Source organism: Flavobacterium sp. (assembly GCF_035760125.1).
Taxonomy (GTDB): domain Bacteria; phylum Bacteroidota; class Bacteroidia; order Flavobacteriales; family Flavobacteriaceae; genus Flavobacterium.
Genome location: NZ_DASTTN010000427.1, coordinates 1 through 6,159 on the forward strand (window position 1 = coordinate 1; position 6,159 = coordinate 6,159).

A 6,159-nucleotide genomic window follows, 5' to 3' on the forward strand; every position below is an offset into this window, starting at 1 on the left:
AAAGGCATTGTAACTATTGGAGGTATTGAATTAAATCATATCAATAATGATTTTTGGCGTTCGAATTGCGGGGCGGTAATGCAGGACACTTTTATGTTTAATGACACCATTGGAGGCAATATTTCGGAATCGGAACAAAACGAAATTATCGATAGAGACAAATTAAATAATGCCGCGTTTGTTGCCAATATTGAGGATTTTATTCAAAAATTACCCAATAAATACAATACGGAATTAGGCACTTCCGGAATTAGATTGAGTGGAGGACAAGAACAACGCATTATGATTGCAAGAGCGGTGTATAAAAATCCTTTCTATGTCTTCTTTGACGAGGCTACTTCTGCCCTTGATGCCAATAATGAAAAAGTGATCATGGGCAATTTGGATACTTTTTTGAAGGGGAAAACAGCTATTGTTGTAGCCCATCGTTTGAGTACCGTAAAGAATGCAGATAACATCATCGTACTTGAAAACGGCACGGTTGTGGAACAAGGAACCCATGAAAACTTGACAGAAATAAAAGGGAAATATTATGAATTGGTTAAAAATCAATTGGAATTAGGGAATTAGATTTTTGAATGAAGATTAACGATTTTTGATTTAAGATTTAAAAAAAATGGAAGAACTTAGCGACGGTTTAAAAATATATAGCGAGGAAGTAAGAGACGTGCTTTCTGATCCACCCAAGGCCATATTAAGATGGGGAAACACCTTTTTATTGGTTTTTGTACTTATTTTGTTCTTGCTTTCCTGGCTCATCAAATACCCAGATATTGTTTCCGCTCCAATTGTAATAACGACCAACATTCCCCCCGAGAAAGTAATAGCGAAAACCACAGGTAAAATTGAAACTGTTTTGGTGCAGGACAAAGCGATGGTTTTAGAAAACACCCCTCTTGCTATTATTCAAAACACAGCCAATTATCGAGATATTTTATTATTAAAACGATTATTAGAAACACATTCTAATGGGACTAATTTTGATTTTGCGCCACTTGAAAACGCACAGCTTGGTGATATAGAGAGCGCCTATGCAGCGTTTCATGCTGCTTATATTGCCAATGAATTGAACCATGATTTACAGCCTTACAAGGTAGAGGGGAATGCCCAAAACTCTGAAAGTGTGCAAATAGCAGCTCGTTTGGCAATTTTGCAGCAACAAAAAAGTTTGAATGAAAGCGAATTGCTATTGCAAAAAAGTGATGTAAATAGATATGAAACTTTGTTCAATAAGGGAGTGATTTCTACTCAGGATTTTGAGAGTAAAAAACTTGGCTATCTTCAGGCCGAGAAAAGTTATAGGGGTTTGTTAAGTACTATTTCTCAATTAAAATCGAACTTGATTGACAATTCCAAAAACAGTAAAAGCAACGATATTAACGGAACCAAGGAAGAAGTCAATCTGGAAAGCAGCCAAACACAAGCCTTTTATCAATTGAAAAAAGTTGTAAAAGATTGGGAGTTAGCTTATGTGTTAAAATCATCAGTTACAGGGAAAGTCTCTTTTTTGCAAATTTGGACAGCCAATCAAACGATTACTGCTGGTGATGCCATTTTTGCGGTAGTTCCAACGTTGGATAAAGGGTATATTGGAAAATTGAAAGCACCAGCACTCAACTCAGGTAAAATACAGATAGGCCAGAAAGTAAATATTAGGTTAACTAATTTTCCAGATAGCCAATATGGCATGTTAATAGGTAAAGTTAAGAATATTTCATTAACACCCGATAAAGACGGGAATTTATGGATTGATGTAGTTTTGTCAAAAAAACTGGAAACTTCCTATCATGAAACAATTCCATTTCAGCAGGAAATGTCAGGAAGTGCAGAAATTATAACTGAAGATTTACGATTAATTGAAAGGATTTTATATCAGTTTAAGAGTATTTTCGAACAAGTGTAGATGTGTCTTAGTATAAAATAATTGATTTAATGTGGTTAAAGTACCAATCAACCAACAAAAATTTATATAAATTAAAGTAATTTGATTTCAATAGCTTTAACCCCTAAGTAGTTAACTTTAACAAGATTATTAAACCTACTAAGATTGAGATTTTAAAACCAGAAAATTATAGATTAAAACCTTGATTTTTTTGGGTTACGTGATTATACTCAAAAACTCCATCCCAAATTTCGTCTATTCTAATGAGTGCGTTGTCCAAAGGAATCACTTCCCATTTGCCATTAGTTTCAAATCCAAGGCCAGTGTTTTTTAATTTTAATAATGCAGCTTTTACATCAAAATCAAGGACAGTATTGTGTTTGATTTTGAACCAAGATTCTATTTGATGATCGAGTTCTTCTTCTGTCAAAGGAGTTTCACTTCGGTTCAAAAAGGAATACGCCAAGATAGTTTCCTTAAGCACTTCCTCTTCGGAGGAGTTCAACAAGGAGTAAAAGGCACCACTGTTATTACCAATATTTTTAAAATAAAGACTATCCGAAAGCATTTTAGAATATTTTATCTTCTTGTTCACAAAGTTGTTGTATTGTCTGAACAAATAGGCTCCCAAAATTCCAAGAGCAATTAAACCTTGATTTAAGGACGTTTTACTATTTAACAAATCTATGGTTTCGCCTGATTCATAGGCCGCCTGCATTTTAATCAGCGCCGGAATTACTTTGGCGCTCAATAATGAAATTCCTCCCACAATACCCGGTACCCATAATAATAATTTGTCGTTTAACGACATCATGGGAATGGCATTCGGGAATATGGTTTCTAAATCATTTTTGGGAACGCGTTTGAAGATTTTCAAAACAATGGTTCCGGGTTCGATTAGCGATTTGTTTTTTTTAATTTTATTCTTTATAAAATAATCGGCATCTTGATATTTGAGGTAAATCATCACACGGTCATAATATGCTACCTCAATTTTTTTCTTCCAAAAAAAGTATTTAGAAACTTTCTCTTTGGCAGTATGCTGGCCTCTTACATAGATTTCATAGTCCTTATAAATGTCCAAATCAATGGCTAGTTTCAATCCTATCAAATCCGAATCTTTGAAAGCTTGGTCCAAAGTTTCCTTACTCACACGGCTATAATTGCTTAAATCAAGAACCTTAAGCAGATTTTTCTTGAAAAGGGTAATGTCACTTTTGCCTTCAAAAGTCACTCTTTCTTTTGGATGCAGGTCAGGGTCAAAAAAAGCGTAGTTCTTTTTTATGTTGCGGATTATATTAAAAGCTTCATAGTGATAATAATGTTCAATAATGTCAAACAGCTTTTTGAAATCCTCGACTTGTTTTTCATCACCGGCATATTCCGTCAGTTGCTCCTCAAGCAGGAATTCCTTGTCAAAAGGGATATAATGTTCTCGTTTCATGGGACTTTGTTGGGGCGTTTTTTAAAGTTCTGCAAAGGTAAAGTACAAAAGCCGAATTTAAAAAATAATAATGAGAAGCGAATAAATAGGCTTTATCGGGAAATATGGGTTCCTGCTGTCCGCTATATTTCCCGATTAAAAAAAACTACGGCAAAAAAGCCTTGTTTTTCTAAATCGGGAGATGCCGCTTTCATCAGGGCTAAAGAGCTGGCAAAGTGATTTTTTGTGAAAACTGTGAGGATTGTAAATTTGCACCATCGAAGGTTTTGGTAGCTTGCTACTAAAACCCAAAAACCACCCAAAATCAAATTTCAGGTGGTTTTTGAATTAATTTTTAAAAAACTATATTTTTTCAGTTTGTGTTTTTCTCCTGTCTCTCAACCAATATTTCATTCTTTTTACCAAATAGAACATTACAGGTACCATTATTAAGGTTAAAACCGTGGCATAGGTCAACCCGAAGATGATCGTCCAGGCCAATGGTCCCCAGAATATAACGTTGTCTCCACCCATAAAAATGTGCGGATTCAAGTCGGTTATCAAAGAGAAGAAGTCAAAATTCAGCCCGATCGCCAGCGGAATTAATCCCAATACTGCCGTCAATGCGGTTAGTAAAACAGGGCGCAGCCTTGATTTACCGGACTCGATGATTACTTCTTTGATTTCTTCTATGGTTAGGTCGTCGTGGCTTTCCAGATGTTTATCGGCTACTTTTTTGTCTAATAATAAAACAAAGAAGTCCATCAATACGATTCCGTTTTTCACCACAATACCCGCCAGCGAAATGATTCCCATCATGGTCATTAAGATTACAAAATCCATGTTGGCAATCACGTAACCGTAAAATACACCACTGAAACTCAGCAGTACCGTAAAGAGGATTACAATTGTTTTGGAAACCGAATTAAATTGCAATACGATAATAATGGTGATTCCGGCCATGGCTAAAAACAATGCATAGAACAGGAAGCTTTGGTTTTTGCCTTGCTCTTCCTGCACTCCCGAGAAGGAATAAGTTACTGTTTTTGGCAATTGATAGCCTTTTAAATCGGCTGCAATTTGTTTGGTGATTTCATCACCGTTATAACCTGTCAAGACGTTGGAATACACCGTCATGATACGTTTTTGGTTTTTTCTTTTGATTTGGTTGTATGTGGTTGTTTTCTCTGTTTCGGAAACTGCAGAAATAGGCACTTGCATCATTTGCCCATTGTTCTGGTTTCGGAACGTCAAGGACTGATTGAATAATATGTTTTCGTTTTTGCGTTGGTCATCCTGCATACGCATGGTGATGTTGTAATCATCATCGCCTTCTTTGTAGGTCGAGATTTCCTGCCCATAAACGGAACGACGTAAATTGAATCCCAATTGTCCTGTCGAAACACCCAAACTTCCCGCACTTACACGGTCTACTTTTACCTCAAGTTCCGGACTTTCCTTGTTGACATCTATACTCAATCTTTCGATTCCGGGAATATTTTTAGAGTTGATAAAAGTGATCATTTTGTCAGCCTCTTTCAGCATTTCGTCATAATCAATTCCTGTCAGCTGAATACTGATTGGGTAACCAGCCGGTGGACCATTGGCATCTTTTTCGACGGTTACAGTAGCTCCCGCTATCGCTTTTACTTTACTTCTGATTTCTTCCAAGATATCGGCGGTGTTGATTCCTCTTCTGAATTTAAACTCAGAGAAATTCACCGTTACTTTTCCTTTGAAAGGAGTTTCAGAAGCCGATCCCGCATCCACGTTTGGATTTCCTGCTCCAACACCCACTTGTGACACGATGGATTCGGCCAAAAAGTTTTTGTTGGTTTTTGGATCTACATATTTGTTCAAAACATCAATAACCTGTTTTTCGACAAATAGGGTAGCTTTATTAGTCTTTTCAATATCGGTTCCCTGCGGGTATTCGATGTAGGCAATTACCTGATTCGGGATATTATCCGGGAAGAACAATACTTTTCTAGGAAATATTCCTAAAAGGATGAAAGAGAAAAATAACATTCCGATAATTCCGGCAAGGGCATACCAAGCTCTTCTTTTGGTTAAAATTTTGGCCAAAAAAGTTTTGTACCTGTCTTCCATTCTAGGGAAAAAATTGTGTTGGAAATCTTGTGTCCATTGGTACAATCTTAATTTGTACAACCACATAAACACAAAAGATAGTATTGCCAAATGACCAATAGCTCTTGCCAATTTTGAATCGTAAATATTACCCAGAAGCACAAAGATCACGGCAATTATGGTGAAAATTATCGAGTATAATTTCGCCGATTTTTTGGTCACATTTTTATCTTCAATTTCCATCGATCCACCCGTCATAGCTGCATTGACAACCATCGCGACAAATAACGAAGCCGAAAGAGTAACGGTTAATGTCATTGGGAAATACTTCATGAATTTACCCATTGTTCCAGGCCACAAGGCGAAAGGTAAAAATGCCATTAAAGTTGTTGCGGTCGAAGCGATAACAGGCCAGGCAATTTCTCCAATACCTATTTTCGAAGCTTGAACACGAGGCAGTCCTTTTTTCATATTGGCAAATACGTTGTCCACCACCACGATACCGTCGTCAACCAACATTCCCAGTCCCATAACCAATCCAAAAAGTACCATCGTATTCAAGGTCAATCCAAATGCAGACAGAATACTAAACGCCATTAACATCGATAATGGAATGGCAGCTCCCACAAACAAAGAGTTTCTAAGTCCCATGGTAAACATCAACACAATCATTACCAACACAATCCCGAAGATAATATGGTTCGATAATTCGTCTACTTGATGCTCTACACGTGAAGATTGGTCGTTTGTCAATTCAATTTTTAAA

The 6,159-nt window shown here is 36.7% G+C and carries 4 protein-coding genes; 2 read left to right on the forward strand and 2 right to left on the reverse strand.

The genetic code is table 11. From position 1 onward, the window contains the following. The coding region (locus VFS71_RS15025; protein ID WP_326402250.1) for an ATP-binding cassette domain-containing protein at positions 1-570 on the forward strand (570 nt) is incomplete at its 5' end. Between the two features lie 46 nt (positions 571-616). After that, positions 617-1,903 carry an HlyD family secretion protein gene (locus tag VFS71_RS15030; RefSeq protein ID WP_326402251.1) on the forward strand — a complete coding sequence of 429 codons (1,287 nt, stop codon included), beginning with the start codon at positions 617-619 and terminating at the stop codon, positions 1,901-1,903. Between the two features lie 166 nt (positions 1,904-2,069). Here the strand turns inward: VFS71_RS15030 and VFS71_RS15035 are convergent, their stop codons facing one another. Further along, entirely contained in the window at positions 2,070-3,326 is a 1,257-nt protein-coding gene (locus tag VFS71_RS15035; RefSeq protein WP_326402252.1) for a TMEM143 family protein, read from the reverse strand. A 342-nt stretch (positions 3,327-3,668) separates the two neighbouring features. Further along, a partial coding sequence (locus VFS71_RS15040) for an efflux RND transporter permease subunit (RefSeq protein ID WP_326402254.1) occupies positions 3,669-6,159 on the reverse strand: 2,491 nt, incomplete at its 5' end.